The organism is Streptomyces albofaciens JCM 4342 (assembly GCF_008634025.1).
GTDB classification, from domain to species: Bacteria; Actinomycetota; Actinomycetes; order Streptomycetales; family Streptomycetaceae; genus Streptomyces; species Streptomyces albofaciens.
Window position 1 is genome coordinate 1,394,205 of record NZ_PDCM01000002.1, and the last position, 25,412, is coordinate 1,419,616.

Annotated in this window: 24 protein-coding genes; 13 read left to right on the top strand and 11 right to left on the bottom strand. The window is 74.2% G+C overall.

The features are described 5' to 3' along the window. Positions 1–154: 154 nt before the first annotated feature. Both CP973_RS26440 and CP973_RS26445 read left to right on the top strand, forming a co-directional pair. Positions 155–838 carry an N-acyl homoserine lactonase family protein gene (locus CP973_RS26440; protein WP_425282073.1) on the top strand — a complete coding sequence of 228 codons (684 nt, stop codon included), beginning with the start codon at positions 155–157 and terminating at the stop codon, positions 836–838. Between the two features lie 369 nt (positions 839–1,207). Next, positions 1,208–1,522: a hypothetical protein gene (locus tag CP973_RS26445; protein ID WP_150246187.1), complete on the top strand. Its 315-nt coding sequence runs from the start codon at positions 1,208–1,210 to the stop codon at positions 1,520–1,522. A gap of 12 nt (positions 1,523–1,534) precedes the next feature. On the opposite strand, the gene CP973_RS26450 is transcribed toward CP973_RS26445, so the two are convergent. From CP973_RS26450 to CP973_RS26460, 3 genes are all read right to left on the bottom strand, one after another. Then, positions 1,535–2,314 carry an SDR family oxidoreductase gene (locus CP973_RS26450; protein WP_150246190.1) on the bottom strand — a complete coding sequence of 260 codons (780 nt, stop codon included), beginning with the start codon at positions 2,312–2,314 and terminating at the stop codon, positions 1,535–1,537. A 173-nt stretch (positions 2,315–2,487) separates the two neighbouring features. Beyond that, positions 2,488–3,435, bottom strand: coding sequence for an SDR family oxidoreductase (locus CP973_RS26455; protein WP_150246193.1), 948 nt, complete (start codon positions 3,433–3,435; stop codon positions 2,488–2,490). Beyond that, positions 3,428–4,285 carry an SDR family oxidoreductase gene (locus CP973_RS26460; protein WP_150246195.1) on the bottom strand — a complete coding sequence of 286 codons (858 nt, stop codon included), beginning with the start codon at positions 4,283–4,285 and terminating at the stop codon, positions 3,428–3,430. The genes CP973_RS26455 and CP973_RS26460 overlap by 8 nt, the downstream gene beginning before the upstream one ends. A 98-nt stretch (positions 4,286–4,383) precedes the next feature. Between CP973_RS26460 and CP973_RS26465 the strand changes: the two genes are divergently transcribed. The 5 genes from CP973_RS26465 (at position 4,384) to CP973_RS26485 (ending at position 8,536) form a co-directional block, all read left to right on the top strand. Next, complete coding sequence (locus tag CP973_RS26465) at positions 4,384–5,199, top strand: enoyl-CoA hydratase family protein (RefSeq protein ID WP_150246198.1); 816 nt, start codon at positions 4,384–4,386, stop codon at positions 5,197–5,199. Beyond that, a complete protein-coding gene (locus tag CP973_RS26470; protein WP_425282021.1) occupies positions 5,196–6,119 on the top strand; it encodes a CoA transferase subunit A in 924 nt (307 codons plus the stop codon). Before CP973_RS26465 ends, CP973_RS26470 begins: the two co-directional genes overlap by 4 nt. Further along, positions 6,116–6,931, top strand: a complete 816-nt coding sequence (locus CP973_RS26475; protein ID WP_150246201.1) for a CoA-transferase subunit beta — start codon at positions 6,116–6,118, stop codon at positions 6,929–6,931. The genes CP973_RS26470 and CP973_RS26475 overlap by 4 nt, the downstream gene beginning before the upstream one ends. Then, positions 6,928–7,983, top strand: a complete 1,056-nt coding sequence (locus CP973_RS26480; protein ID WP_150250286.1) for an NAD(P)H-dependent flavin oxidoreductase — start codon at positions 6,928–6,930, stop codon at positions 7,981–7,983. Before CP973_RS26475 ends, CP973_RS26480 begins: the two co-directional genes overlap by 4 nt. Before the next feature lie 241 nt (positions 7,984–8,224). After that, entirely contained in the window at positions 8,225–8,536 is a 312-nt protein-coding gene (locus tag CP973_RS26485) for a hypothetical protein (protein WP_150246204.1), read from the top strand. A gap of 42 nt (positions 8,537–8,578) precedes the next feature. Here the strand turns inward: CP973_RS26485 and CP973_RS26490 are convergent, their stop codons facing one another. The 3 genes from CP973_RS26490 to CP973_RS26500 form a co-directional block, all read right to left on the bottom strand. Further along, positions 8,579–9,736, bottom strand: coding sequence for an acetyl-CoA C-acetyltransferase (locus CP973_RS26490; RefSeq protein WP_150246206.1), 1,158 nt, complete (start codon positions 9,734–9,736; stop codon positions 8,579–8,581). Positions 9,737–9,799: 63 nt separating this feature from the next. Then, positions 9,800–10,426 (bottom strand): TetR/AcrR family transcriptional regulator, encoded by a 627-nt coding sequence (locus CP973_RS26495; protein WP_150246210.1) that lies wholly within the window; start codon positions 10,424–10,426, stop codon positions 9,800–9,802. Positions 10,427–10,447: 21 nt separating this feature from the next. After that, on the bottom strand, positions 10,448–11,284 hold the full coding sequence (locus CP973_RS26500; RefSeq protein WP_150246213.1) for an SDR family oxidoreductase: 837 nt from the start codon (positions 11,282–11,284) through the stop codon (positions 10,448–10,450). Positions 11,285–11,362: 78 nt separating this feature from the next. On the opposite strand from CP973_RS26500, the gene CP973_RS26505 reads away from it, so the two are divergent. The 4 genes from CP973_RS26505 (at position 11,363) to CP973_RS26520 (ending at position 16,147) form a co-directional block, all read left to right on the top strand. Beyond that, on the top strand, positions 11,363–12,532 hold the full coding sequence (locus CP973_RS26505; RefSeq protein WP_150246217.1) for an acyl-CoA dehydrogenase family protein: 1,170 nt from the start codon (positions 11,363–11,365) through the stop codon (positions 12,530–12,532). Positions 12,533–12,560: 28 nt separating this feature from the next. Continuing rightward, a complete protein-coding gene (locus CP973_RS26510; protein WP_150246220.1) occupies positions 12,561–13,619 on the top strand; it encodes an acyl-CoA dehydrogenase family protein in 1,059 nt (352 codons plus the stop codon). Positions 13,620–13,640: 21 nt separating this feature from the next. Further along, positions 13,641–15,428 carry an FUSC family protein gene (locus CP973_RS26515; RefSeq protein WP_150246223.1) on the top strand — a complete coding sequence of 596 codons (1,788 nt, stop codon included), beginning with the start codon at positions 13,641–13,643 and terminating at the stop codon, positions 15,426–15,428. Positions 15,429–15,640: 212 nt separating this feature from the next. Then, entirely contained in the window at positions 15,641–16,147 is a 507-nt protein-coding gene (locus tag CP973_RS26520) for a MarR family winged helix-turn-helix transcriptional regulator (protein ID WP_030370280.1), read from the top strand. A 796-nt stretch (positions 16,148–16,943) separates the two neighbouring features. Here the strand turns inward: CP973_RS26520 and CP973_RS26535 are convergent. The 4 genes from CP973_RS26535 to CP973_RS26550 are packed head-to-tail and all read right to left on the bottom strand — an operon-like array spanning position 16,944 to position 21,939. Next, positions 16,944–18,218, bottom strand: a complete 1,275-nt coding sequence (locus CP973_RS26535; RefSeq protein ID WP_150246229.1) for a cytochrome P450 — start codon at positions 18,216–18,218, stop codon at positions 16,944–16,946. A gap of 24 nt (positions 18,219–18,242) precedes the next feature. Next, the gene (locus tag CP973_RS26540) at positions 18,243–19,271 is read right to left on the bottom strand and encodes a terpene synthase family protein (RefSeq protein ID WP_150246232.1); all 1,029 of its coding nucleotides are present in this window, start codon (positions 19,269–19,271) and stop codon (positions 18,243–18,245) included. A gap of 5 nt (positions 19,272–19,276) precedes the next feature. Beyond that, positions 19,277–20,854 (bottom strand): prenyltransferase/squalene oxidase repeat-containing protein, encoded by a 1,578-nt coding sequence (locus CP973_RS26545; RefSeq protein WP_150246236.1) that lies wholly within the window; start codon positions 20,852–20,854, stop codon positions 19,277–19,279. Then, positions 20,851–21,939 carry a polyprenyl synthetase family protein gene (locus CP973_RS26550; protein WP_244410026.1) on the bottom strand — a complete coding sequence of 363 codons (1,089 nt, stop codon included), beginning with the start codon at positions 21,937–21,939 and terminating at the stop codon, positions 20,851–20,853. Before CP973_RS26550 ends, CP973_RS26545 begins: the two co-directional genes overlap by 4 nt. Before the next feature lie 1,032 nt (positions 21,940–22,971). Here CP973_RS26550 and CP973_RS26560 point away from each other — a divergent pair. Then, positions 22,972–23,724, top strand: coding sequence for a class I SAM-dependent methyltransferase (locus CP973_RS26560; protein WP_150246242.1), 753 nt, complete (start codon positions 22,972–22,974; stop codon positions 23,722–23,724). A 6-nt stretch (positions 23,725–23,730) separates the two neighbouring features. Here CP973_RS26560 and CP973_RS26565 read toward each other — a convergent pair whose 3' ends face one another. After that, complete coding sequence (locus CP973_RS26565) at positions 23,731–24,900, bottom strand: oxidoreductase (protein WP_425282022.1); 1,170 nt, start codon at positions 24,898–24,900, stop codon at positions 23,731–23,733. A gap of 172 nt (positions 24,901–25,072) precedes the next feature. Here CP973_RS26565 and CP973_RS26570 point away from each other — a divergent pair, with 172 nt between their 5' ends. Then, the gene (locus CP973_RS26570; protein ID WP_150246246.1) at positions 25,073–25,387 is read left to right on the top strand and encodes a GNAT family N-acetyltransferase; all 315 of its coding nucleotides are present in this window, start codon (positions 25,073–25,075) and stop codon (positions 25,385–25,387) included. Positions 25,388–25,412: the final 25 nt, after the last annotated feature.

A 25,412-nucleotide genomic window follows, 5' to 3' on the forward strand; every position in this document is an offset into this window, starting at 1 on the left:
CGCCGCCGACCCGGAACCGCCCGTACCGCCGTAAAGGGCTGAGCCCCCCGCCGACCGCTGCCACGATGGCGCGATGGACCCCAAGGACGCCAAGGCCCCCAGGGCCGCCAAGGACGCCAAGGACGCCAAGAGCGTCATCGACACCCCGCAGGCGGTGCGCCGGCTCGACCTCGGTTACTTCGTTCGTCCCGCGGCGGAGGCCGGGGGCCCGGAGCCACGGGTGGAGCCGGTACTCGCCTATCTGGTGCGGCACGATGCCGGGCTGCTGCTGTTCGATACGGGCATCGGCGCGGCCGATCCGGAAACCGAGGCCCACTACCGGCCGCGGCGCCGGCCCCTGGAAGCGGCGCTGGCCGCGGCCGGGCACCGGCTCGCGGACATCTCCCTGGTGGTCAACTGCCATCTGCACTTCGACCACTGCGGCGGCAACCCGCTGCTGGCCGGCACCCCCGTCCTCGTACAGGCGGCGGAGCTGGAACTGGCACGCCGGGGCGGGTACACGGTGGACGCGCTGATCGACTTCCCGGGTGCCGTCTACGAGGAGTTGCACGGTGCGGCCGAGGTGTGGCCCGGCGTGCACATCGTTCCGACGCCGGGTCACACTCCGGGGCACCAGTCGCTGGTGGTACGGCAGCCGGACGGCACCGTCGTCCTGGCGGGCCAGGCGCGCGACTTCGCCTCGGAGTTCGCGTCGGACCAGCTGGCCCGGCAGGCCGCCCTCGACGGTGCCGGCGCCCCGCTGCCCGGACACCCGCCGTGGCTGGAGCGGCTGAACGAGTTCGATCCGCGGCGGGTGCTGTTCGCCCACGACTGTTCGGTGTGGGAACCGGCTCGGTAGGCGGGGCGGGAACGGAATGCCGCGAAGCCTGTTTTCCGCGGGGACGGAGGGCACGAAAAGGCTTATGTCCGGCCGTTGTTGGGGAAACTGCTGGTGAGGTCGGCGAAATCCGGGGGATGGGCAGCGCGTCCGGGCCATGGGCCGGTCAATGCCGACGAGACCGTGTCCGGCGGATTCTCCGTGCGCCGCGTCCGCCACACATCGGTACATCGGTATGTCTCCGCGGACCCGCCCCCGCTTTTCGGCGGTGCGGAGCCGTCCCGCCTGCCCCTTTCCCGTTGCCGCGGGTGCCGACGCTGCCCCGACGGCAGTCCGGCCCTCCTCACCGGGCTCACCGGGCTCACAGACCTGACACGAAAAGGAACCCTCATGGCCAAGAAGGAACCGACCGCCGTCCCGATGTCCGCAGCGACCGTCGCCCGCGAAAAACTCCTCAGGGCGATCGCCGGCGAGGCCACCGCCCTCGGCAAGGGGAAGCGGAAAGGACGGTCCAGCAAGGCGCTGAAAACCCTCTCCCGCGCGTACGCTCTCGTCGCCGCCGAGGGAGTTCACCACGCCTCCGGCCTACCCGCCGCTCCCCGCAAGAGCCGCGGCAGGACGTTCCTCCCGTCGATGCGCCCCGTCTTTCTCGTGAAGCGGGCGGGCGGCAAGAAGGGCACACGGGACGGTGGGGCTGACGGGTGACGCCCCGTCCCCTCACCAGGTGCGGTCCCCGCGCAGCACCGCGTCCGCGCCGCCGTCGAGGAAGACGACCTGCCCGGTGACGTGCGTGTTCTCGGGTGAGGTCAGCCAGGTCAGGAGCGCCGCGGCCTGTTCCGGGCGGGCGTGGCCGTGCAGCGGCATCGGCACGGCGGCGTCCACCTGCCGGCGGGTGTCCGGGTCGGCGAGCATGGGCGCGGTCATCGGCGTGACGACGGTCCCGGGGGCCACGGCGTTGAGCGGGATGCCGGTGCCCGCCCACTCGCCGGTCGGCGCGGTACGGCGGATCCAGCGCGCGATGGCGGCCTTGGACGAACCGTAGACGAGATGGCCCTCGCCGCGGTCGACGGCCGCCTGTGCCGCGGCGACCGCCGCCGGCTCGTCACCGGCCAGCGCGGCGTCGACGATGGCGCTGTCGTACGGGTGCACCGAGGCGACCGAGGAGACCACGGCCGCGCGCGGGTCGGTGCCGGCGGCGAGCAGCGGGCGCAGCCCTTCCAGGGTGGCCACCGCGCCGAAGTGGTTGACCTTGACGGTCAGCGGGTCGAAGGCCGCGGTACCGGCGCAGGCGATCACGGCGTCCAGGCGTCCGCCGGTCAGTTCCCGGGCCCGTACGGCCAGTTCCGTACGGCCTTCGGCGGTGGCGAGGTCCGCGTCGATGTCGGCGTCCCCGAGGTCGGCTCCGATCACGGTGTGGCCCTGCGCGCGGAGGCGTGCGGTGGTGGCCTCGCCTATGCCGGAGGCCGATCCGGTCACGAGATAGGTACGGGACGGCATGCTGTGCTCCTCGGTCGGTGCTGGCCGCGCCAACATACCCGCGGGCTCCGTACGCCCCGCACGCCGCCTCGGCACACCCGCACCCCGTCCCCCCTGACCCGCCTCGGCACACCCGCACCCCGTCCTTCCTGACACCACCTCGGCGCGCCCGCACCCCGCCCCCTGACGCCCCCTCACCCCGAGCCGTAAACCCTCTCCGGCACCCCCGCATCAGCCAGCAGCTTCCGCGCCGTCTCCCCCGCCTCGGCCGGAGTCCGGCGCGCCCCCTTGTCGGCGGTGGGGCCGGGGCGCCAGCCCTCCATGACCGTGATCCGGCCGCCTTCGGCGGCGAAGACGCGGCCGGTGACGCCTTCGGAGGCGGCGGAGCCGAGCCAGACGACGAGCGGGGAGACGTTCTCGGGGGCCATCGCGTCGAAGGTGCCGTCCGTCGGCGCGGCCATCGTCCCGGCGAAGGTCCGCTCGGTCATCCGCGTACGGGCGGCCGGGGCGATGGCGTTGACCTGGACCCCGTACCGGGCCAGTTCGGCGGCGGCCACGAGGGTGAGGCCGAGGACGCCGGCCTTGGCGGCGGAGTAGTTCGCCTGGCCCACGCTGCCCGCGAGGCCCGCTCCGGAGCTGGTGTTGACCACCCGCCCCCGCGGCGGGCGGCCCGCCTTCGCCTCCGCGCGCCAGTGTGCGGCCGCGTGCCGGAGCGGCAGGAAGTGGCCCTTGAGGTGGACGCGCAGGACGGCGTCCCACTCGTCCTCGGTGAGGTTCACCAGCATCCGGTCGCGGACGAAGCCCGCGTTGTTGACCAGGGTGTCCAGGCGCCCGTACGTGCCGAGGGCGGTGGCGACGAGGGAGGCGGCGCCCTCGGGCGTGGCGACGTCCCCGCCGTGGGCGACCGCCTCGCCGCCCGCGGCACGGATCTCCTCGGCGACCTCCCCGGCGGGTCCGCCCGTCTCCGCCGCCGGGCTGCCGTCCGGCCGTACGCCCAGGTCGTTGACGACGACCCGCGCGCCCTCGGCCGCGAACGCCAGCGCGTGGGCGCGCCCGAGGCCCCGGCCGGCCCCGGTGACGACGACCACCCGCCCGGCGCACAGCCCCGCGCCGGCCGCTTCCTTCCGCGCGCTCTCAGTCATCTGCGTCCTCCTGGTCGGTGGTGGCGGGCCGGTCGGTGGTCACGGGCGTACGGGAGGTGGGCGGCGGCCCGCCCGGTGCGCCGGCCGCGGCCTCCAGGAACGCCGGACGCTCGCCCCCGCCGTGGACGGCGAGGCTGGCGCCGGTCACGTAGCCGCACCGGTCGCCCGCCAGGAAGGCGCAGACCTCGCCGACCTCGTCGGGGGTCGCGAGCCGGCCGAGCGGGACGGTGCGGCCGACGGCGGCGACGCCCGCCGCGTCGCCGTAGTGCAGGTGGGAGCGTTCGGTGTGCACCATGCCGACGACGAGCGTGTTGACGCGGATGTGCGGTGCCCATTCGACGGCCAGGGTGCGGGCGAGGTTTTCCAGGCCGGCCTTGGCGGCGCCGTAGGCGGCGGTGCCGGGTGAGGGGCGGGTGCCGCTGACGCTGCCGATCATGATGATGGAACCGCCGGTCCGCTGGTCCGCCATGACGGCGCGGGCGGCGAGGGACGTGGTCAGTGGCGCGATGAGGTTCAGCTCGACGACCCGGGCGGCCTGTTGCGGCGTGGAGTCGGCGAGGAGCCGGTAGGGGGTGCCGCCCGCGTTGTTGACGAGGATGTCGAGGCTGCCGTACCGGTCCCGTACGCGGGTGAAGCAGGCGGTGACCGCGTCCGGGTCGCGCACGTCCACCGGTTCGAAGGCGGCGGTGCGCCCGTCCGTCCCGGCGACCGGCCGTTCCGGCGGGCGGCGCGCGGCGGCGACCACCGTGGCGCCCGCCGCCAGCAGGGCTCTGCCGATGCCGGCGCCGACGCCCCGGGTGCCGCCGGTGACGACCGCGACGCGCCCCGACAGGTCGATGCCGATCGCCAAAAGGCCACCTCCGCCCTCCCGTTGCGGGCGCCGCGCTGCTACCTTCTCAGGCACCCGGCACCTAACAAACGTTTGGTGGAAAGGTAGCTGATCCGCCCATGGGTGTCTCCACCGCCGTCACGCTGTCCCGCCCCGAGGACGGCATCGCGCTCGTCACCGTCGACCGGCCGCCGGTCAACGCCCTGCCCGTACAGGGGTGGTTCGACCTCGCCGACGCGGTACGGGCGGCCGGCCGCGACCCCGGCACCCGCTGCGTGCTGCTCGCCGCCGCCGGGCGCGGGTTCAACGCGGGGGTGGACATCAAGGAGTTGCGGCGGACGCCGGGGTACGGCGCGCTGCTCGGCGTCAACCGCGGGTGCCACGCGGCGTTCGGCGCCGTGTACGACTGCGAGGTGCCGGTCGTCGCCGCCGTGCAGGGCCACTGCCTGGGCGGCGGGGTCGGGCTGGTCGGCAACGCGGACGCGATCGTGGCGAGCGAGGACGCGACGTTCGGCCTGCCGGAGCTGGACCGCGGCGCGCTCGGCGCGGCCACCCACCTCGCTCGGCTCGTCCCGCCGCACCTGATGCGCACCCTCTACTACACCTCGCGCACCGTGACCGCCGCCGAACTCCACCGGCACGGCGCAGTGTGGGAGGTGGTGCCGCGCGAAGCGCTGCTGGCGGCGGCGCTCGCGCTGGCCGGGGAGATCGCCGCCAAGGACGGGTACCTGCTGCGGCTGGCCAAGGCCGCCATCAACGGCATCGACCCCGTCGACGTGCACCGCAGTTACCGCTTCGAGCAGGGCTTCACCTTCGAGGCCAACCTCAGCGGAGTGGCCGACCGGCACCGGGACGCGTTCGGGAACGGGACGCCGCACCCGGCGGAACACACCGGCGCGCCGGGCGCCACCTCCCCTACAGAGGAGCCGAGTTGACCGACAAAACCATGACGGCCGACGATGTCGCGGCCCGCCTGGCGAGCGGTATGACGATCGGCATCGGCGGCTGGGGCTCGCGCCGGAAGCCGATGGCGCTCGTACGGGCCCTGCTGCGGTCCCCGCTGACGGACCTGACCATCGTCTCCTGCGGCGGCCCGGACGTGGGGCTGCTGGCCGCCGCCGGGAAGATCCGCCGGCTGGTCGTGCCCTTCGTCACCCTGGACTCGATCCCGCTGGAGCCGCACTTCCGCGCGGCACGCGAGCGTGGCGCCTTCGCGCTGACCGAGCTGGACGAGGCGATGTTCATGTGGGGGCTGACAGCGGCCGGCCAGCGGCTGCCCTTCCTGCCGGTACGGGCCGGGCCGGGGTCCGACGTGCTGCGGGTCAACCCCCACATCCGTACGGTGACCTCGCCGTACGCGGACGGTGAGGAGCTGGCCGCCGTCCCCGCGCTGCGGCTGGACGCGGCGCTGGTGCACCTCAACCGGGCGGACGCGCGGGGCAACGGGCAGTACCTGGGCCCCGATCCGTACTTCGACGACCTCTTCTGCGAGGCGGCGGACGCGGCATACGTCTCGTGCGAGCGGATCGTGTCCGGCGCGGAGCTGGGCCGGGCGGGGTGCCCGCGGACGCTGCTGGTCAGCCGGATGTTCGTCAGCGGTGTCGTCGAGGCGCCGCGCGGCGCGCACTTCACCTCGTGCGCGCCGGACTACGGGCGGGACGAGGCGTTCCAGCGGGCGTACGTACGGGCGGCGGCGGACCCGGACGCCTGGGCCGCGTTCGCCGGGCGCTTCCTGTCGGGCGACGAGGACGACTACCACGCCGCGGTCGCCGCCTTCAGCGAGGAGACCGCCGAGGAGACCACGGGGAAGCCCACCGGAGGGACCGTCGAGAAGACCGCCGGGGAGCGCCCATGACAGCCGAGGCCGGGCCCATGACCGTCACCCGCGCCGAGTACTGCGTGGCGGCCTGCGCCGACGTCTGGCGCGGCGCGGGCGAGGTACTCGCCTCCCCCATGGGCACCGTCCCCGCCCTCGGCGCCCGGCTCGCGAAGCTCACCTTCTCCCCCGGCCTGCTGCTGACGGACGGCGAGGCGCTGCTCGTCGGCGACGTGCCGGAGCCCGGGGACGGGGCGCCGGTGGCGGAGGGCTGGCTCCCCTACCGCCGTCACCTGGCGCTGGTCGCCACGGGCCGCCGGCACGTCATGATGGGCGCGAGCCAGATCGACCGGTACGGCAACCAGAACATCTCCTGCATCGGGGACTGGGCGCGCCCGTCGCGGCAGCTGCTCGGGGTGCGCGGCGCGCCCGTCAACACGCTCAACCACCCGACCAGCTACTGGGTACCCAGGCACTCGCCCCGAACCTTCGTCGAGCGCGTCGACATGGTGTGCGGCGTGGGGTACGACCGGGCCGCGGCGGCCGGGCCGTCCGCCACCCGCTACCACGATGTCCGGGAGGTCGTGAGCGACCTCGGGGTCTTCGACTTCGCCACGCCGGACCGCACGATGCGGATCCGGTCGCTGCACCCCGGCGTGCGGCTGGCGGACGTACGGGAGGCCACCGGGTTCGCGCTGCGCATGCCGGACGGGGCGATGCCGGACGCCAGGACGCCGGACGGCGGGGTGCCCGCAACCCGCGCGCCGGACGCCGCCGAGCTGCGGCTGATCCGCGAGGTGCTCGATCCCGGCGGAATGCGCGACCGGGAGGTGCCGCCGTGCGGACCCTGACCACCGCGCTCACCGAGCTGACCGGCGTCCGGCACCCGATCGTGCAGCCCGGCATGGGCTGGGTCGCCGGGCCGCGCCTGGTCTCCGCCACCGCCGAGGCCGGGGCGCTCGGCATCCTGGCCTCGGCCACCATGTCCGCGGAGCGGCTGCGGGCCGCGGTGCGCGAGGTGGCGGCCCGTACGGACCGGCCGTTCGGCGTCAATCTGCGGGCGGACGCCGGGGACGCCGCGGAGCGGGTGCGGATCATCATCGAGGAGGGCGTACGGGTGGCCTCGTTCGCCCTGGCGCCCTCGCGGGAGCTGATCGCCCGGCTGAAGGACGCGGGCGTGGTCGTCATCCCCACGGTGGGGGCGCGGCGGCACGCGGAGAAGGTCGCCGCGTGGGGCGCGGACGCGGTGGTCGTCCAGGGGGCCGAGGGTGGCGGGCACACCGGTGAGGTGGCCACCACCGTGCTGCTGCCGCAGGTCGTGGACGCGGTGGACATCCCGGTCGTGGCGGCCGGCGGCTTCCACGACGGGCGCGGGCTGGTGGCCGCCCTGGCCTTCGGCGCGGCGGGCGTGGCCATGGGCACGCGCTTCCTGCTCACCTCCGACAGCACCGTCCCGGCCGCGGTCAAGGCACGCTATCTGGCCGCCTCGGTCCGGGACGTGACGGTGACGCGGAAGGTGGACGGGCTGCCGCACCGGATGCTGCGCACGGACCTGGTCACCGCCCTCGAACGGTCCGGGCGTCCGGCGGCCCTGCTGCGCGCCGTGCGGCACGCGGCGGCGTTCCGGAAACAGGCGGGCACGGGCTGGGCCCGTATGGTGCGCGACGGGCTGGCCATGAAGCGCGGCGCGGAGCTGACCTGGAGCCAGGTGCTGCTGGCCGCGAACACGCCGATGATGCTGCGGGCGGGGCTGGTGGAGGGCCGTACGGACGCCGGGGTGCTGGCGTCCGGCCAGGTGGCGGGGCTCATCGACGACCTGCCGTCCTGTGCGGAACTGGTCGGCCGCGTCATGGCCGAGGCGGCGGCGACGCTGGACCGGCTGGAGGCGGGCCACCCGGCCTGAGCGGGCCGCCGCCGGAACCCGTACCGTACGGGCTCCCCGGAACCCGTACCGTACGGGCCCCCTGGGAGCCGCACGGTACGGACCGCCGCCGAGCCCGCACCGCACGGGCCGCCGCCCCGCCACCCGGCTCGAACACACGCCCCGAATATCGAACGGGACTCCGGCGGACTACGGTGGGGACCGACGAGAAAGGGTGCCCGTGGTGCCGCCGCGGGCGCAGGTTTCCATCGGGGGAGATCAGATGCGCAAGTTCCTCGCCACGGCCGTCGCGGTGACGGCGCTCAGCACGACGCTCGGCCTGGCCACGGCGTCGCAGGCCGCCGCGGCCCCACGGGCGCCGCAGTGCGCCAAGGTGATGAAGTACTTCACCAAGGACCACCAGCGGTTCGTCCGGCTGAAGAACCTCTGCAAGCAGCGCCCGGCCTGCTACACGATCGTCGTACCGGCCCGGCCCGCCGTGAACGGCCGTCTCGCCAAGGCCCGGACGAAGGACGTCCGGTACGGCACGGACCGGGGGCCGCGCGCCCTGTATGTGAAGAACCGAGCCTGCTGACGCGGAGACACCGCCGGACCGGGGCCCCGCCCCGGTCCGGGTTCACAGCCGTTCGAGCACCGTCACATTGGCCTGTCCGCCGCCCTCGCACATCGTCTGGAGGCCGTAGCGCCCGCCGGTGCGCTCCAGCTCGTGCAGCAGCGTCGCCATGAGCCGGCACCCGGTCGCGCCGAGCGGGTGCCCGAGCGCGATGGCGCCGCCGTTGACGTTGACCCGGGCGGGGTCGGCGCCGGTCTCCTTGAGCCAGGCCAGCACGACCGGCGCGAACGCCTCGTTGATCTCCACGAGGTCGATGGCGTCGAGGCGCAGCCCGGTCTTCTTCAGGGCGTGCGCGGTGGCCGGGATCGGCGCGGTCAGCATCCGGATGGGGTCCTCGCCGCGCACGGACAGGTGGTGGACGCGGGCGCGCGGCGTCAGACCGTGGTCCCGTACGGCCCGTTCGCTCGCCAGCAGCAGGGCCGCCGCGCCGTCCGAGACCTGGGAGGAGACGGCGGCGGTGAGCCGCCCGCCGGGCACCACGGGCGGCAGGGCCGCCATCTTCGCTGCGGACGTGTCGCGCCGCGGCCCCTCGTCGGCCGCCACCTCTCCGTACGGGACCACCTCGCGGGTGAAACGCCCCTCGTCGAGGGCGCGCACGGCCCGCCGGTGCGAGCGCAGCGCGTACTCCTCCATGTCCGTGCGGGACAGGCCCCACTGCTCGGCGATCAGCTCGGCGCCGTGGAACTGGTCGACGGGCCGGTCGCCGTAGCGGGCGCGCCAGCCCGCGCTGCCCGCGTACGGGCCCTCGGTCAGGCCGAGCGGTTCGGCGGCCCGGCGGCTGGCGAACGCGATGGGGACCATCGACATGTTCTGGGTGCCGCCCGCGACCACCAGGTCCTGGGTGCCGGAGAGCACGCCCTGCGCCGCGAAGTGGACGGCCTGCTGGGAGGAGCCGCACTGCCGGTCCACGGTGACGCCCGGCACCTCCTCGGGCAGCCCGGCCGCCAGCCAGCTGGTCCGGGCGATGTCACCGGCCTGCGGGCCGACGGCGTCCAGGCAGCCGAAGACCACGTCGTCCACGGCGGCCGGGTCCACGCCCGTGCGCGCCATCAGCGCTTTGAGCACGTGGGCGCCGAGGTCGGCCGGGTGCGCGGCGGCGAGTGCGCCGCCGCGCTTGCCGACGGGGGTGCGCAGCGCGTCGATGATGTAGGCCTCGGCCATGCGGGCTCCTCGGTCGTCGGGGCGTGCGGAGCGTGCGCGGTGCCGCCCGGAGGCGCCGTTCGGTCAGTCCCGCACGGCGATGCCGTCCAGCACCATCGACAGGTACTGGCGGGCGATCTCCTCCGGGCCGTGGTGCCCGCCCGGCCGGTACCAGCTCGCGGCGACCCAGACGGTGTCGCGGACGAACCGGTAGGTCAGGCGGACGTCGAGGTCGGGGCGGAAGACACCGTCGGCGACGCCGCGTTCCAGGGTGCCGAGCCACGCCTTCTCGAACTTCTGCCGGGAGTCGGCGAGATAGCCGAAGCGCGGCTTCCCGGCGAGCTGCCGGGACTCCTTCTGGTAGATGGCGACGGCGGCGCGGTGCCGGTCGATCTCCCGGAACGACTCGGTGACCAGGGCCTCGATGGTCTCCCGGGGGCCGAGTCCGGCCGCGAGCACCGCGTCGTAGCCGGCCCACAGCTCGTCCAGGAAGCTGCTGAGGATCTCGTCCAGCATCGATTCCTTGGAGTCGAAGTGGTAGTAGAGGCTGCCCGCGAGCAGCCCGGCCTCGTCCGCGATGCGGCGTACGGTCGTCGCGTCGTAGCCGTGGGCGGCGAACACCTCGGCGGCGGTGGCGAGCAGTTCTCGCCGGCGGGCGGGCGACGGCGGGGTCGCGGCGGCCGGCTTCTCGTTCTTCTTCGCGGTGGGCACCGGCTCATTGTCCCTCCCCGGTCACGCGCGCTGGCTGCTGACCGCGACCGTCTCGCCGGTCATGTACGAGGCGTAGTCGCTGGCCAGGAAGACGATGACGTTGGCGACCTCCCACGGCTCGGCGGAGCGCCCGAACGCCTCCCGGGCGGTCAGCTCGCTCAGCAGTTCCTCGTCGGCGACCTTCGCCAGGTGCGGGTGGGTGGCCAGGCTGGGCGAGACGGCGTTGACCCGGACGCCGTGGGCGGCGGCCTCGACGGCGGCGCAGCGGGTCAGCGCCATCACCCCGGCCTTGGCGGCGGCGTAGTGCGCCTGGCCGCGCTGGGCCCGCCAGCCGACGACGGAGGCGTTGTTGACGATGACGCCGCCCCGGCCGCCCGCGCGCATCCGCCGCAGCGCGGCCCGGGTGCAGCGGAAGGTCCCGTTGAGGGTGACGTCGAGGACGGCGGTCCACTGCGCGTCGGTCATCTCCACCAGGTCGGCGTTGCCGCCGAGTCCGGCGTTGTTGACGACCACGTCCAGCCGTCCGTGCCGTCGCTCGACGCCGTCGAAGAGGGCGGTGACCTGGGCCTCGTCGGTGACGTCGCAGGGCAGCGCCGCGACCCGCGCGGCGCCGAACTCGGCGGCGAGCGCCGCCTCGGACTCCTTCAGACGCCGGGTGTGCGCGTCGGAGAGCACCACGTCCGCGCCCTCCTCCAGGAGCCGGCGGGCGGTGGCGCCGCCGATGCCGGTGCCCGCCGCGGCGGTGACGACCGCCGTCCGGCCGGCGAGCAGGCCGTGTCCGGGGACGTACGGGGGTGCCTGGGAAACCCGGGGAGCCGGGGGTGCCGGGTGCGCCGTCGGAGGCTTCTCGGGCGTCATGGCCGTACGCTAACCTACCAAACACTTGTTAGGGAACGGTCCCGGAAGAGCCCGCCGCCGCCCCAGGGAGGCCGCTCGATGGATCTCGGACTCACCGCGGCGGACGCGGAGTTCCGGCGGGAAGCGCGGGACTGGCTGGCCGCCCATGTGCCCGCCGAACCGCTGCCCTCCCTGGAGACGGCGGAGGGGTTCGCCGCCCACCGGGAGTGGGAGCGCGAGCTGTACACCGGACGCTGGTCGGCCGTGACCTGGCCGGAGGCGTACGGCGGGCGCGGCGCTTCGCTGCTCAGGTGGCTGCTGTTCGAGGAGGAGTACTACGCGGCGCGCGCTCCCGGCCGGGTCTCCCAGAACGGTGTCAGTCTGCTCGCCCCCACCCTCTTCGAGCACGGTACACAGGAGCAGTTGGCGCGCGTTCTGCCCGCGATGGCGAGCGGCGCGACCATCTGGGCGCAGGCCTGGTCCGAACCCGGCGCCGGTTCCGACCTCGCCGCACTGCGCTCGTCCGCCGTACGGACCGACGGCGGCTGGCTGCTGCGCGGGCACAAGACGTGGTCGTCCCGGGCCGCCTTCGCGGACCGCGCCTTCGGGCTGTTCCGCAGCCACCCCGGCGCGGACCGGCCGCACAACGGCCTGACGTATCTGATGTTCGACCTGGCGGCGCCGGGCGTGACCGTGCGGCCCATCGGGCGCCTGGACGGCAAGCCGGCCTTCGCCGAGCTGTTCCTGGAGGACGTGTTCGTGCCGGACGCGGACGTGATCGGCGAGCCGGGGCAGGGCTGGCGGGTCGCCATGAGCACGGCAGGCAACGAACGCGGGCTGACGCTGCGCAGCCCCGGACGCTTCACGGCCGCCGCCGGCCGGCTCGCCGCCCTGTGGCGGGCCACCGCCGACCCGGCGGACACGGCGCTGCGCGACCGGGTCGCCGACGCGCTCATAGGAGCACGCGCCTACCAGCTCGCCGCCTACGCAGGCGTCGCACGCCTCACCGAGGGCGGCACCCCGGGCGCCGCGGCGAGCCTCACCAAGGTCTTCTGGTCCGAACTCGACATCGCCCTGCACGAGACCGCGCTCGACCTCCTCGGGCCGCGCGGCGAGCTGGCCGCCACCGCCACCGAGGCGCCGGACCACGGCAGTTGGGCCGACGGCTGGATCTTCGCGCTGGCCGGCCCGGTCTACGCCGGCACGAACGAGATCCAGCGCGACATCATCGCCGAACGGCTGCTGGGCCTGCCGAAGGGACGGCGCTGAGCGGACCGCGCCGGTGAGAGGAGTGGGGATGCGGTTCCTGCTGGACGCGGAGCAGGCGGAGTTCGGCCGGACGCTCGGCCGCCTGCTGGCCGCGGCGGACGTCCCGGCCGCCGTACGGGCCTGGGGCACCGGCGACAGCGCCCCCGGGCACGCGGTGTGGCGGCGGCTCGCCGGGACCGGGGTGTTCGGGCTCGCCGTACCGGAGAAGCACGGCGGCGCGGGGTTCCTGCCGGTCGAACTGACTCTCTCCTTCGTGGAGCTGGGGCGGTACGCCGTACCCGGCCCGGCCGTGGAGACCGCCGCGGCGGCGGTGCTGCTGGAGCGGCTCGGCGACGCGGACGGCGGCCTGGCCGGCACATGGCTGCCCGCGATCGCGGCCGGGGACGCGATGGTGTCGTACGCGGACCTGGCCCACGGGCCGTACGCGCTGGACGCGGCGACCGCCGATGTGACGTTCCTCGTCGACGGCGACACCCTGCGGGCGTGCGACGGATGCGGGCCGGTCCAGCCCTCGGTCGACCCGGCGCGGCGGCTGACCCGGTGCGCCGGAGGGGCCGTCCTGGCGAGCGGACCGGCCGTGTGGGCCGCCGCCGCGCAGGCCGCGGACACCGCGCGGCTGCTCACCGCGGCCCAGGCGCTCGGCGTCGGCCGGCGACTGCTGGACGACACCGTGGCGTACGTGAAGCAGCGCACCCAGTTCGGCGTCGCCGTCGGATCGTTCCAGGCGGTGAAGCACCGGCTGGCGGACGTGCTGCTGGCGCTGGAGTTCGCCGAGCCGCTGGTGTACGGGGCGGCGGTGGAATGGGCGGGAGCATTACAGGCGGACACGGCGAACCACGGCTACGGGGCCACTGGAGCAGGCATCGGCGTCGCGATGGCGAAGGTGGCCGCGGGCGAGGCGGCGTACACCGCGGCGCGGGCCGCGCTTCAGCTGCACGGGGCGCTCGGCTACACCGATGAGCTGGGCCTTTCCCTGTGGATCCGCAGAGCGCGGGCGCTGCGGGGCGCCTGGGGCACACCCGCGGAGTGCCGGGCCCGCGTGCTCGCCGGTCCCGCACCGGCCGGACCGCAAATATTTCACGAGTAAAACACCTGCTAAGCTTTTGGTATGGGGAAGCATGCCAGGCCCACGGGAAAGCGCGCGGCGGCCACGTCCGGGAGCGGCGGAGCCGTCCGCGCCCGACCGCTGCCCATCAGGAGCACGGTGCTGCTGCGCCGCCCCGTGGACATCTGGCACAAGCCCGCGCTGAGTGCCGTCGTCGCGCTCGGCCTCCCCGAGTTCGCGCTGCTCGCGCTGGGGCGCCTGGATCTGGTGCTCTACACCTCGGCCGGCGCGATGTGCGCCCTGTACGCGCACGGCCTGCCGTACGCCGCGCGGGCCCGCACCCTGGTGTGGGTGGTGCTCGGCATGGTCGCGAGCCTCGGCGTCGCCCTGACGGCGGCCTCCCTGACCGCCTCGGTACCGCTGCTCGTCCTGCTCGCCTCGCTGGTCGCCGCCGTGCACAAGACGGTCTGCGACGCGACGCGCGTCGGCCCGCCCGGAAACCTCATCTTCACCTTCATCTCGGCGTCCGCCTTCTTCGTGCCGCAGCGGATCGGGCAGGTGCCCTTCCACCTGGCGCTGGCGCTCGGCGCGGGCGGGCTCGCCTGGCTGGTGTGCATGGCACCCGCGCTGGTCCGGCCGCGCGGCCCGGAGCGGATCGCGACGGCGCGGGCGCTGGAGGCCGCCGCCGGGCTGCTGCGCTCCGGCCCCGCCCCGGCGGACGCCCCCGGCGGCCCCGACCGCGCCCGGCACGCCACCGCGGCCGCCGTGAACGCAGCCTGGCAGACGCTGTTCCAGGTGCCGGGCCGCACACCGGCCGCGGCCGCCGCCCGCGCGGGGCTGGAGCGGCTGCTCGTACGGGCCGAGTCGGCCCTCGCGGCCCCGGCGGCCGATCCGGCGGAGGCCGAGCGGTACGCGGCGTGGGCCCGTGGCCTGCGCCGGGGCGGTTCGCTGCCGGAGATCACGCTCACCGGCGCGCAGGCCGGCGAGCTGGCGGGCATCACCGCGGAGCACGAACAGACAGCAGGCGCGTCCCGCCACCGCGCTCCCGGCGGCCCGCGCGGCTTCGCCGCCGTGCTGCGCCGCCTCGCGCCCGGCTCACCGCTGCTGCCCGTCGGCGCGCGGGTCGCCGCGGGCTGCGCGCTGGCCGGCTGGGCCTCGATGGCGGTCGGCGTCGGCCATCCGTACTGGGCCGTGGTCACCGCGGCCTCCATCTTCCAGGCCAACACCACCCTCTCGTGGCAGCGGGCCTTCCAGCGCACCCTCGGCAACCTGCTCGGCCTGCTGCTCTTCACCGCGCTGCTGCCGGTGATCCACACCGGCCATCTCGCGATGATCCTGCTGGCGCTCACCTTCCAGTTCTGCGCCGAGGCGAGCATCACCCGCAACTACTGGCTGGGCTCGGTCTGGGTCACCCCGATGGCGCTGCTGCTGACCGAGTTCGCGCGCCCGCTGCCCGCCCGGACGCTGGTCACCGACCGCTGGATCGACACCGTGGTGGGCGCCGCCGTGGGCCTGGCCTGCTGCGTCCTGGTCACCAACCGCCGCGCGGCGGACCGCGTCGAGGCCGCGCTCGACCGGGTGGCCGCGGCCGAGGCGGCGGCCACCCGGCTGCTGGACGGCGACGGCGGGCCGGCCGCGGAGGGCGTACCGGACGACGCGCGCGAGACCGGCCGGGCGCGGGACCGGCTCGCCGCGAGCCTGATGGAGCTGCGGGAGGCGGTGGAGGTGTCGGCCGGCGAGTGGTGGCAGCGCGCCGTCCCCGAGGAGCGCGTCGCCCTGGCCGAGCAGCGGGGACACCGCACGCTGGCCCGGCTCGTACACCGGCTGTCCGCCCCGGCCCTGGCCGCGTAACGCGTGCCCGCCGGACCTGGCGCGCCCCCGGCGGCCGCGTCCCGGGCCGCACCGGCGCCGCCCGTACCGCCCCGGCCCGCTCCCGCGCCCGGCGCCGGGCACAATGGCCGGGCGCGGTGCGGCGCGGGGCCCGGACGGCAGCCCGTGGCCCGCCGGGCGCGACACAGGATGCCGACGGGGGCCGGGAGAGCCCGGGAAGAAGGGGTGCGCGCGTGACCGAGGACATCGTCGCGGGGGTGCTGCGCCAGTGGCAGCAGGTCCATCCGGGACTGGACACCGGCCCGATGGCGGTGATCGGGCGGCTCAACCGCTGTTCCGCGCTGTTGCAGCAGGCGGCCGACGCGCCACTGCGGCGGGAGGGCCTGACCCGCCCGGAGTTCGACATCCTCGGGACGCTGCGGCGGATGGACCGCGAGCTGACACCGGGCAGGATCGCGCGCGAGACCTTCGCGTCCGGGGCGGCGGTCACCAAGCGGGTACGGCAGCTGGAGTCGCGCGGACTGCTCGCGCGGCGCCCCGACGAGCGGGACCGGCGGGTCTCGCACCTCTCGCTCACCGACGCGGGCCGCGCGGTCATCGACCGGCTGCTGCCCGAGCAACTGCGCTACGAGGCCGGCCTGCTGGAGGGCATCGACGCCCGGCGGCAGGCCGAACTGTCGCAGGGCCTGAGCGAGTTGCTGGTGCTCCTGGAGGGGCGGCTCGGCAGCCTGCTGGACTGACGGGCGGCGGGGGCGGGCCCGAGACTTGTTCTTCATCTCTCGTCCGTCACTGGCGGCAGTGGGGGCAAAGTCCAGCTGGCGTCGAGCCTGCTGATGACCTTTCGAAGTTCTCGGGCCCCGCGGTGGGGCAGGGCTCGCAGCGTGATGTCGAGGAGTTCTCGGGCTTCGAGCGGGTTCCCACAGCAGTACCAGTGAAGGTCGCACCACGTGTCGTCGTGCCAGAGCTGGTCGAAGTCGTGCCACAGCTCTCGCTTCGGGCGGTGGACGTAGTCCTTCCACAGGCGTACAGCCTTGCCGATGTCACCCGGTTCCAGATAGTTCCGGGTGCGCTCAAGGCGGCCTATCTCAGCCAGTGCTCGCGAGGAGAGGCCGGCTACGGCCGTGGTGGTGTCCTGTGACCGGCGCCGGCCCGGGAGGTCGGCCCGGATGCGTCCTGGCCGTTTACGCGGCATGGACCTTTCGGTTGATCGTCATGCCGTCCAGGGTGCCACCGCCTCGAACGGGTTCCGCACTTGGGGCAGGATTGCCGTGCTCCGCGGTGGCCGGGGTGGTTTTCGCGCGATCGTGTGCCGCGTGATGCGTGATTTCTTGTCCGGTCCCCGGCGGGAGGAATACGCGCTGGTGTCCCGGTTCCGGGGCGCCTGCCTTCTTCACGTGCCTGACCAGGCGGTGCGATGAGCTGTTCGTGCTCACCGACGGCGAGCGGCTGCGCAGACTGCCGGCCGGACTGCCGCTGCCCCGGTCCGACGGCGGACGCCGGGTGCTGGCGGTGGACGCGCCGCCGTACAGGTGAGGCTCACGGGCGGAGGCGGGTCGCGGTCAGGCGGAGCGACCGATGCGGCCCCATGGCTGCGCCTCGCGTCTGCGGGGTGGCGCGGAGCGGGTCAGGGCAGGACAACCCGACGCTCCGGAGCACTGCGGCGAGGATCATCCGCATTTCCATCAGCGCCAGGTCCGCGCCCGGACAGCGGCGGGTGCCGCCGCCGAACGGCAGATAGACACTGCCGGGCCGGCGGCGGCCGAGGAACCTTTCCGGGACGAATTCCCGCGGCCGCCGATAGGTATCCGGATGACGGTGGGCGATATAGATGCAGGGCGTCAGCCGGGTGCCCGGTGGCCATGTGGCGCCGTCCAGCACCTGCGTCTGTGTGAGGACGCGGTTCTCCCCGATGAGTGTCGGCGGCGTGAGACGCAGGGTTTCCAGGCAGGCCGCGTGGAGCAGCGGTGTGCGCTTGGCGTCGGAGCCGTCGGCATCCGTGGCCGCCAGTTCATCGAGGAGATCGCGCCGGAGCCGGTCGTGTACTGCCAGCCGGAACAGGGCCCAGGCGACCGCGGAGGCCGTGGTCTCATGTCCGGGGAAGAGCAGGGAGACGAGTTGGTCGCGCAGCTCGGTGTCGTCCAGGGCGCCCAGGACCGGCTGTGCTTCGATGAGGGTCCGGGCGAGAGGCGGAGTTCCGGATTCTGCTGTGGCGGCACGGCCTGCGGCAACGAGTGCGGGGTCGAGAGCCGCGCGTTGCCGGAGGAAGTCGCGCCATGGGCCTCCTATTGGCGGCGGAAGGCGGAGATAGCGATAGGCAAACGTCCTGAAGGGGGCGCCCAGGGCTCCGTGAATCCATGCCGCGAAATCCGCCAGCAGGCTGTCGTCCGCCTTTCCCAGAACGATGTCACCGATGATGCGCAGGGTCAGCTGCCGGCTCCATGCCGATGGGTCGAAGCTGTGCCCGGGGACGAGGGCTGCTACGGCACGTTCGATAGGGGCGGACAGGACGGGCCGGCGAGCGACGAGTTTCCGGCCGCGCAATTGTTCCCCGATGACCGTGCGATAGGCGTGGTGGCGTGCTCCGGTGGTGAGCAAAAGGGAAGCGGTGCCGACGATGGGGTCGATGGTACTGCTGCCGGCAATGGCCATGTCACGGTCGGCACCGAAGAGCCCGGCAAGGTGCTCCGGGTGCCATACCAGCAGGTGAGGAGCCGCCCCTGACCGCAGCGCGAGAGGGCCGGGCCCCCGGGTGGTGTGGTCGTCGAGGAAGGGGATCGTCCGTGTGATGAACCGGTACCGGTTGGCGTTCATGCGCTCCTCCTGCCGTGTCTGTTTTCAGTCCTCGCCCGGGAAACCGCCGAGGAACGCGAGGTCTTCACGCGTGAGTTCCGCTTCGCGCCGGTCGAGGTACCACTGCGAGGCGAACACGGCCGCCCGGATTGCCCACCCGTACGGGTTCGCGATCGCCGGAGAGACGGTTCTCGCCTCGTCGAACAGGCGGCCCATTTCCCGGCGGAGGAGTTGTCGCAGCGCACGCCGAGCGAGTGAGGACGGGCAGGAGTACTTCTCCGCCATGAGCGGTACCGCGTTGACTTCATGCCCGCTGTGATCGCGCTCTTCGGAGCTGAGATCGTTCGCGATCCGTACGCAGTAACCGGCGCGTATCAGCAGGGAGACCAGCGCGGACGTGTCGGCATCGCTGATACCGGGCGGCGCGTGGGCCATGGCCGCCACCCAATGGATGGCGGGGAAACCGACGGTGTGACAGCCGGCATTCATGTACTGGTCGAAGCTGGGTTTCCGTTCCGCACCACGCTGCCAGGACGCCTCCCGCAGCATTCCGTCGCAGAGCTTCTCCCACAGTTCCAGCCATACTGCGTGGTACGGAAATGAGCCGGGCCCGCCCGAGATGCGGCGCGCGCTGTCGGCCAGTGCCGTAAACGCTTGCCGGGTGAAGGGGTCGGAAGTGTGCAGCGCGGGGACGGCGAGGTGGGGATCCCGGAGAAACAGCAACCATTCTTCGGTGAGCGACCGGAGTGCGTCCAAGCTGTTGCGTTCGGTTGCCTCTTCGTCCATGACATCGTCGTACGCGGCGTACGCGGCCGAATGCCGGGCGAATTCAAGGGCCGTCGCGTACGGGGCGCCGTCGTAGGAGACGGCGGCGGACAGCGGCATCCAGCGCATGATGCTGCCGCCCCGCCCGTGGGCGACCGCGGGGAAGTCTCTCGCCCATACGGTCAGGTCTCGGTGGACGGCCTGTGCGGTGCGCAGCACCGGCTGCGGTTGCCGCGCCGGTCGTGCCGACAACCGCGCCAGCCGCGCGACCTCCGGGAAGGGCACTGACGCGTCGGGATTGATCAGCATCCGTGTCAGCGCTCCCCGGTGTGCGCGAAGCGGCGCAGCGTGTGCCGGGCAGCGAGCAGAGCGGCCTCGACGACGACCGTCGGGGCGTACAGGTCCTTGTCGTGCCACAGCGGCGGGTGCTCGCCGTGGTGGGCGGGCTGAGCGAGGTACGTCTGTGCCCGGCGGACCGCTTCCCGATGGCCGGGGCCCTCCGCGTCCGGAAGCCCGGTGAGCACCAGCACCGCATAGGCGGTTTCCTCCTGGGTGCCGCCCCAGATTCCCCAGGAGCCGTCGCCGTGCTGGGTGTCCAGCAGCCACCGCATCGCCTTCGCCGCCGTCTTGCCGGTCCCGGGACCGCCGAAACGGTGCAGGGCGGTCGTGGCGCAGAAGGTGGCGTAGTAGGGGGAGGCATGCCAGCGGTCTTCCCAGCTACCGCAGGCTCGCTGCTGATCGCCCAGCCAGCTGGAGACTTTGCGGATCGCCGCCGCATGGCGCCGGGTCTCCGCGGGACGCGCGCGGACGTACAGGCCAAGGGCTTCGAGCACATGGGCATTGGTGGTGACGGACCGGCCCTGCTCGCCCGGCCAGGTACAGAAATGGGTGCTCAGCTCGTAAGGCAGCAGGGGAGCGGGGGCGCGGGGCTCTCCGAGCAGAGTGAGGGTGGCGAGGACCATGCTGGTGGTGTCGGCGTCGGCGGGGAGCCCGGGTGAGGTCGCGGCGCCCTCGCGCCCCAGCGCACTGCGCAGGCTGCGGCGCACGTCTTCGGTGACGGACACCGCGACGCCTGCCTGTAACAGCCAGTTGAGTGCCCAGGCGCGTTCGAGAACGGTGACGGGAAAGGCACAGGGCAGCGCGGCGCCGTTCTCCTGGACGATCCGGTCCAGGTAGTGGCGGGCGGCGGCCCCGCCGGAGCCGGAGCCGCCGGCGGCCAGCCAGGCTGCCGTGGCCGCGGGGGACGCCCCGATGCTGCCCTCCGCCGACGGCTGGACCCGGTCCGGTCGTAGCGCTTCACCCAGGGTCTCGGCGGCATGGAGCAGCTTGCCTTCCAACTGTGCACCGTTGGCCAGTTGGGCGGTCAGGGTGGCCAGCCTGTTCCCGCCGCGGTGGATCAGGTCGTGCAGATGGGCGGGAAGGCGGCGGAGTTCCGGCCCGACCGCGTCCTGATCGTCCAGCTGCCGCTCGATGCGCGGGACGAGTGCGCCGACGATGAGGTCGGCAGCCGGCAGATCGGGCAGTTCGCCGACGGTGAGACGGGCGAGCCGGCGGAGTGCCGCGCGCGCCGCCGCCATGATCCGGGTATCACCGGGGCGGTGTTGCCGGACGGTGAGCAGCGCTTCGGTCGCGCTGAGCGTCGGCACGAGTGCGTACCCGGCGTGGCGCGGACCCCAGTGCCCCTCTGGCTGCTGGGTCTCCAGCAGATAGGTGATCCGCTCGGCATGCCCCTCCAGCTCCGGCATCAGGGAGACGACGCGTGCGGTCTCGTAGACGGAGGCGGTGACCTGTCCGCTGCCGGTCAGCTGCGCCGGTATCTGCTGTGCACGGTTCGGAGCGGGCCCGGGGACGTCCGGCGCGTCTGTCCTGTCTGTCTTTCCAGGAGTGTTCATGCAGTCCTCGTGGTGACAGTGCGGGCGAGTTCGCGTAGGGCTTGGTGTGCCGTGGGGGAAAGGGCGGCGCGGTCCAGAGCACGGCCGGCCTGCGCACAGCGTTCACCGATCATCCGCTCGATCTCGTCCGGTGCGCCGGAGCAGGCGATCAGATGCCGGATGCGGCCGGCGTCCTCGGCTGTCAGGCACGGGTTGCCGATCAAGGAGCGCAGGGTGTGCCGATGGGCGGGCGCGGCACGGCGCAGGGCGAGGGCGAGAAGGGCGGTGTGCTTGCCCTCGCGCAGGTCGTCCACCGACGGTTTGCCGGTGACGGCGGGATCGCCGAAGACGCCGAGAAGGTCGTCGCGCAGCTGGAACGCCTCGCCGAGCGGGAGCGCGAACTCGCTGAGCCTGTCGCGCAGCACGGTACCGGCGCCGGCCAGCGAGGCACCGATGTGCAGGGGCCGCTCGACGGTGTACTTCGCGGTCTTGTAGCGGACGATGGCCAGTGCCAGGGCCATGTCGTCGGTGGGGCGACCGGTTGCGGTCAGGTCGAGGTACTGGCCGTACATCACCTCGGTGCGCATGGCGTCGATCAGCGGCAGGGCGGCGGTGAGCTGTCCGGCGGTCAGCCCGGCGGTGTGCAGCAGCTCATCGGACCAGGCCAGGGCGACGTCGCCGATCAGGATGCCGGCGCCCGTGCCGGTCCGGTCGGCGGCCTGCGGGGTGCGGCCCGGGGCGTGCCGGCGGGCCAGGGCACGGTGGACGGTGGGCCGGCCGCGGCGGGTGGCTGAGCTGTCCATGATGTCGTCGTGGATCAGGGCGAAGGCATGGAACATCTCCAGAGCGGCGGCGGTCCGGAGCACGGCCGAGGGGGTGGGGCGGCGGCCGGCCGCTGCGTGCCAGCCGGTGACGCACAGCAGCGGGCGCAGCCGCTTGCCGCCCGCGCGCAGGAAGTCGTGGAGCAGCTGGGTGACTTCGCCGGGCAAATGATGTGCGGCGGCGGTACGGGCCTTGGCCGTGAGGAACTCGTCCAGGACCGCCCCGACCTGTGAGCGGACGACGGCCAGGTCGAGCCGCTGGGCGACCGTCGAGGCGGCGTTCACCGAACCCCCTCGGCCGGCTCCGGACGACAAGGCGCCGGGGTACGGGTGAATGCCATCGGACCTCCTCTGCGGGCAGCCGGATTCCGCCGCGTCGCCGTCCGGGCGGGCTCCGGCAGGTGCGGTGACCGGGCAGCACCAGTGCATCGCTTCTCACCCGGTTGCGACAAGGGCGATCGGCAGTATGCGCGGTGCCTGTGCTGCGAGGTGGTGACGTGGCGGACGACGGGCCGGACCGCCAGCGGCTGACATCCGACCGCGCTTCCGGCACGGGCGAGTGCAGCTTCAACGAGCCGGTGCTCGGCACGGCGTAACCGGGCGGCTTCCAGCAGGTGTCCGACTCGCTGTACACCGCCTCAAGCGCCGGGGTCTTCTGCCCTCCGAGCGCCTGGTCGACGGCGGCTACACCTCCGTAGCCCTCCGGGACCAGGTCGCCCGCGGTCACGACGTCACCCTGGTCGGCCCGGTCCGGCGCAAACGCATCCGTCGGTCCCGCAAGGGCAACGCGTTCGACCGAGACGCCCTCGCCATCGGCTGGGAGCCCCAGCGTCACCTGCCCGCAGGGGAAGCTGAGCACGGAGTGGCCGACTCCGCCGTCCACCACGCCCCACGTCCGGGTCCGGTTCGCCAAGGGCGTTTGCAAGATCGCCGCCATACGCCGTACGGGCGACGCCGCGTTCCCGGTGGCCGGGTGCGGGGAGGTATACGGGGTGGCGGGCGGTCCGCCGGGGTGGCGCGGGGCCGTTCGCCCGGCGCCTGCCGGGCGAGGCGCTCGGGCTGCGGGATGATGCGTCGCGCGCACGGCTCCGCAGGTGACCGCGGCCCGGCGCACACCGGGGCGGCGCCGGTCGCGTACGGGTCGAGGGAGGAACGCCGCAGTGTCCGAGCGCACGCCGTGCCCCGCGGGAGAGCGTCAGCCGCGGCATCCGGGCCCGGCCAGGGGCCCGCCGGGGCGCGGCCCGCAGCGTCCGCCCACCGCCCGCCCCGTCGCCCACCGGCCCCCCTCGTCCGGCGACCCGCTCTCCGAGGCAGCGTATGACTTCCCAATTCGACGGTCTGGCCGCTCTGCACGAGCGCAGCATCGACGAACTGCCCGTCAGACGGCACATCGAGATGCCCTCCGTCCTCGCCGCGGCGGGCGGCGTCGAAGGGCTCCGGGTCCTGGACCTCGGCTGCGGTTCCGGGCTCTACGCCCGCTTCTTCGCCCGCAACGGCGCGGCCGGCGTGCTCGGCGTCGACCGCTCCCCCGGGCTGGTCGCGCACGCCCGGCACCGCGAGGAGGTGGAGCCCCTCGGCGTGCGCTACCTGGTGCACGACGCAGCGACGACGGACGCGCTGGCCGGGGCGTTCGACCTGACCGTGGCCGTCTACGCGCTGTCGTACGCGGCCACTCCGGCCGCGCTCACCCGGCTGTGCGCGGCCGCCCGCGCCACCCTGGCCCCGGGCGGCCGTTTCGTGGCCGCCACGCTCAACCCGGACTTCGCGACGGTCCCCCACTACTACCGGCCCTACGGCTTCGACCTCACCGTGGCGGACCCGCACCTGCGCGACGGCGACCCCGTCGGCCTGCACGCCCGTGCCGACGGGGAGAGCTTCCAGGTGACCGCCTACTACTGGTCCCGCGAGGCGCACGGACGGGCGCTGGCGGAGGCCGGCTTCACCGACATCGCCTGGCAGTCGCCGCGCACCGCCGCCGACGGCAGCGCGTCCCTGTTCGCGCGCTATCTGGCGGCGCCGCACGTCCTGGCCGTGTCCGCGCGGGCGGCCGGGGGCGCCTCCCGGCGGTAGCCGGGGTCACGGCTCCAGCCGCGCGATGCGCCCGTCCTCCCCCGCCGCCCAGCAGCCGGCGTCCGGCGCGCAGTCGACGGTGTCGTACGAGCCGTCGTCGAAGGCGTACCACCTGCGGCCGCCGTCGAACGTGACGTCGCTGCCCGTCGGACCGACCGCGAGGGCGGCCCGTGTGGAGCGGGGGAACCAGGTCACGCCGGACCGGTAGCGCTTCGGGGGCCGGACGGACGCCTGCCAGGACGCGCCGCCGTCCGCGCTCACCGCGGCGGCCATGGGCGAGGGCTTGCCGGTGCGGTGGTCGCCGCCGACCGCGAGGCCGTGCGTACGGTCGCGGAAGGCCAGCCCGAAGACCCCGCGCGCCGGGTCGCCGGCCGGGACCGGCGTCTGCGACACGGTCCAGCTGCGCCCGCGGTCGGGCGAGTACAGCACCCGGCTGCGGGCCGCGCCGCCGGTGGCGAACCACGCGTCGTGGTCCCCGGAGCTGACCAGGCACTGGCCACTGGCCGCGAACGACGCCTCGCCCGGCTGGGCCGGGGGCATGCCGCGGGTGGGCAGCACCCGCCAGTTCCGGCCGCCGTCGACGGTGGACAGGATGCGGTAGGCCCCGTCGACCGGGTCGGCGAGCGCGATGCCGTGGCTGCTGTCGAAGAACGTCATGCAGTCGTAGAAGGCGCGCGGATCGGTGTTGCGGAAGCTCTCGGTCCAGGTGGCGCCGCCGTCGTCGGTGCGGAAGACCCGGGAGGCCTCGCCCTCGCCGGCCGCCAGGACCACGGCGCGCCGCGCGTCGAACGCCTCGATGTCGCGGAAGTCCAGCTTCCCCGCGCCCGGCGGGGACACGTCACGCCAGTGGTCGCCGCCGTCGCGGGTGCGCAGCACGGTGCCGCCGGTGCCGGCGACCCAGGCGGTGTGGCGGCTGACGGCGGCCAGGCCCCGGAAGCGGGCGTCGCTGTCGCTGTCCTTCAGGTCCCAGCCGCCGCGCAGCGCCGCGACCGCGGCCGGTCGCGCGGCGGTCTGCGCGGCGGCCGCCGCGCGTGCCGCGGTGCGCTGCGGCTGTGCCGCCACGGGAGCGGTGCTCGCGGCACCGAGCGCCACGGCACAGGCCACCGCCCACAGCGTGCGCTTACGTCTCGTCCGTCCCGGCTGTCCTGGCAGTCCCGGCTTCCCCTTGGCCCTCATGAGGCTGGAAGCTAGCCCAGCCCGGACGCCCCGTCCAGAGACACCAGGCAACGGCTGCCCGAACTCTCGCCTCGCGCGCTCCGCCCGGCCCTCCTACTGTGCTGCACAGGGGGTGCGGAACGCTCGCGGGCGACGTACAGGAGGCCCTGATGGACCGGCAGGAAGTGCACCGATGAACGCGCCGGCCCCGGTGACGGTGACCGACGACCGCGCCGCCCACCGCTTCGAGGCCCGGCTCGGCGGCGAAGTGGCGGGGGTGGCCGCCTATCTGCGCGCCGAGGGGCTGCTCGCCCTCGTCCACACCGAGGTGGATCCGGTGTACGAGGGCAACGGCGTCGGTTCGGCGCTGACCCGGCACGCGCTGGACACCGCGCGGGCGGACGGACTGCGGGTGCTGGCCGTGTGCCCGTTCGTCGCGGGCTGGATGGAGCGGCATCCCGAGTACCGGGACCTGGTGTACGAGAACCGCAGCAAGGTCACGGACTGAGCCCAACGGCCCGGCGGCCGGACGG

Bases quoted from the DNA above. Each gene is read 5' to 3' on its own strand.
- CP973_RS26445 (WP_150246187.1), top strand. From the start codon at position 1,208: ATGGCCAAGAAGGAACCGACCGCCGTCCCGATGTCCGCAGCGACCGTC.
- CP973_RS26450 (WP_150246190.1), bottom strand. From the start codon at position 2,314: ATGCCGTCCCGTACCTATCTCGTGACCGGATCGGCCTCCGGCATAGGC.
- CP973_RS26455 (WP_150246193.1), bottom strand. From the start codon at position 3,435: ATGACTGAGAGCGCGCGGAAGGAAGCGGCCGGCGCGGGGCTGTGCGCC.
- CP973_RS26465 (WP_150246198.1), top strand. From the start codon at position 4,384: ATGGGTGTCTCCACCGCCGTCACGCTGTCCCGCCCCGAGGACGGCATC.
- CP973_RS26475 (WP_150246201.1), top strand. From the start codon at position 6,116: ATGACAGCCGAGGCCGGGCCCATGACCGTCACCCGCGCCGAGTACTGC.
- CP973_RS26485 (WP_150246204.1), top strand. From the start codon at position 8,225: ATGCGCAAGTTCCTCGCCACGGCCGTCGCGGTGACGGCGCTCAGCACG.
- CP973_RS26490 (WP_150246206.1), bottom strand. From the start codon at position 9,736: ATGGCCGAGGCCTACATCATCGACGCGCTGCGCACCCCCGTCGGCAAG.
- CP973_RS26500 (WP_150246213.1), bottom strand. From the start codon at position 11,284: ATGACGCCCGAGAAGCCTCCGACGGCGCACCCGGCACCCCCGGCTCCC.
- CP973_RS26505 (WP_150246217.1), top strand. From the start codon at position 11,363: ATGGATCTCGGACTCACCGCGGCGGACGCGGAGTTCCGGCGGGAAGCG.
- CP973_RS26510 (WP_150246220.1), top strand. From the start codon at position 12,561: ATGCGGTTCCTGCTGGACGCGGAGCAGGCGGAGTTCGGCCGGACGCTC.
- CP973_RS26515 (WP_150246223.1), top strand. From the start codon at position 13,641: ATGGGGAAGCATGCCAGGCCCACGGGAAAGCGCGCGGCGGCCACGTCC.
- CP973_RS26535 (WP_150246229.1), bottom strand. From the start codon at position 18,218: ATGAACGCCAACCGGTACCGGTTCATCACACGGACGATCCCCTTCCTC.
- CP973_RS26540 (WP_150246232.1), bottom strand. From the start codon at position 19,271: ATGCTGATCAATCCCGACGCGTCAGTGCCCTTCCCGGAGGTCGCGCGG.
- CP973_RS26545 (WP_150246236.1), bottom strand. From the start codon at position 20,854: ATGAACACTCCTGGAAAGACAGACAGGACAGACGCGCCGGACGTCCCC.
- CP973_RS26560 (WP_150246242.1), top strand. From the start codon at position 22,972: ATGACTTCCCAATTCGACGGTCTGGCCGCTCTGCACGAGCGCAGCATC.
- CP973_RS26565 (WP_425282022.1), bottom strand. From the start codon at position 24,900: ATGAGGGCCAAGGGGAAGCCGGGACTGCCAGGACAGCCGGGACGGACG.
- CP973_RS26570 (WP_150246246.1), top strand. From the start codon at position 25,073: ATGAACGCGCCGGCCCCGGTGACGGTGACCGACGACCGCGCCGCCCAC.